The sequence below is a fragment of the Thermomonas sp. genome (genome assembly GCF_025993755.1).
GTDB lineage: Bacteria > Pseudomonadota > Gammaproteobacteria > Xanthomonadales > Xanthomonadaceae > Thermomonas.
The window spans coordinates 1-1,599 of record NZ_JAMQHN010000102.1; the positions used below are offsets into that span (position 1 = coordinate 1).

Here is a 1,599-nt window from a genome sequence, read left to right on the forward strand (position 1 = left end):
CCGCAGTGGATCCGCAAGCTCCAGCTCGAGGATCCGCTGACCCAGGCGCAGATCAATCTGCCGATGCTGTGCCAGCACTGCGCGGAGCCGCCGTGTGTCGACGTCTGCCCGACCGGCGCGTCGTTCAAGCGCGCCGATGGCATCGTGCTGGTCAACCGTCACACCTGTATCGGCTGCCGCTACTGCATGATGGCGTGTCCATACAAGGCGCGTTCGCTGGTACACGAGCCGCTCAACGATACCCAGAAACCCGATGTGCCGCGTGGCATCGGCTGCGTCGAGGCCTGCACCTTCTGCGTGCAGAAGATCGACCGCGGCGACGGCACCACCGCCTGCGCCGAGGCCTGTGCCGCGAACGGCAGCAACGCGATCCTGTTCGGCGACCTTAACGATCCCGAGAGTGAGATCTCGAAGCGCCTGCGCGAACTGCCCACCAAGCAGGTGCGTGCAGACCTCAAACTCAACCTCGGCGTCCGCTATCACGGAATCTAAGACACCATGGCAAGCATCACCTTCCGCGAAGTTGAAGGCAGCAGCCTGAAATACTGGCTGCTGTTCGGGGCGCTCGGCCTCTTCGTCCTGTTCGGCGCCCTCGCCTGGAACACCATGCACCACCACGGCCACGTGATAACCGGCATGGACAACCAGATCGTGTGGGGTCTGCCGCACGTGTTTGCGGTGTTCCTCATCGTCGCGGCCTCCGGCGCGCTGAACGTCGCGTCGATCGCCTCGGTGTTCAACAAGCCGATGTACAAGCCGCTGGCGCCGCTGTCGGCGATCCTCTCTCTGGCGCTGCTGGCGGGTGGCCTGCTGGTGCTGGTGCTTGACCTCGGGCGTTCCGACCGCCTCATCGTGGCGATGACGAACTTCAACCTCAAGTCGATGTTCACCTGGAACGTGTTCCTGTACTCGGGCTTCTTCGCGCTGGTCGGCATCTACCTGTGGACCATGCTCGACCGCAGCGTGAAGTCCTGGACCAAGACGGCGGGCACCGCCGCATTCCTGTGGCGCCTGATCCTGACCACCGGTACCGGTTCGCTGTTCGGCTTCCTGATTTCCCGTGAGTTGTATGGCACGGGTCTGCTCGCGCCGATGTTCATCATCATGTCGTTCGCCTATGGCCTCGCCATCTATCTCATGGTGCTCGCCGCGGCCTACGCCTGGACCGGGCGGCCGCTCGGCGACGCGGTGATGCTGCGCCTGAAAACCCTGCTCGCGGTGTTCGTGGCCGCGGTCCTCTACTTCGTCGCGGTGCACCACCTGACCAACCTGTACTTCACCAAGGCGCACGCCGTCGAAGCCTTCATCCTGCGCGATGGTGGCGCGATCACCAGCCTCTTCTGGGTCGGGCAGATTCTCATCGGCTGCGTGATTCCGCTGGTGATCCTGCTCACCGCGCTGGGCCGCCAGCGCGCCTGGCTCATGATTGCGTGTGCGCTGGTCATCCTCGGCGGCATCGCCCAGATGTACGTCACCATCATCGGCGCACAGGCGTACCCGCTGGACATGTTCCCCGGTTTCAAGGCGAGCAGCAGCTTTTTCGACGGCGAAGTGCATCCCTACACGCCCAGCACGCCCGAACTGTTCCTCGGCCTGGGC

2 protein-coding genes are annotated in these 1,599 nt (G+C 64.0%); both read left to right on the top strand.

Going from position 1 to position 1,599, the window contains the following annotated elements; all coding sequences use genetic code 11:
• Positions 1–492: sulfate reduction electron transfer complex DsrMKJOP subunit DsrO (gene dsrO, locus Q0X16_RS06875; RefSeq protein WP_297832417.1), on the top strand; the 492-nt coding region annotated here is incomplete at its 5' end.
• Between the two features lie 6 nt (positions 493–498).
• Positions 499–1,599: NrfD/PsrC family molybdoenzyme membrane anchor subunit (nrfD, locus tag Q0X16_RS06880; protein WP_297832420.1), on the top strand; the 1,101-nt coding region annotated here is incomplete at its 3' end.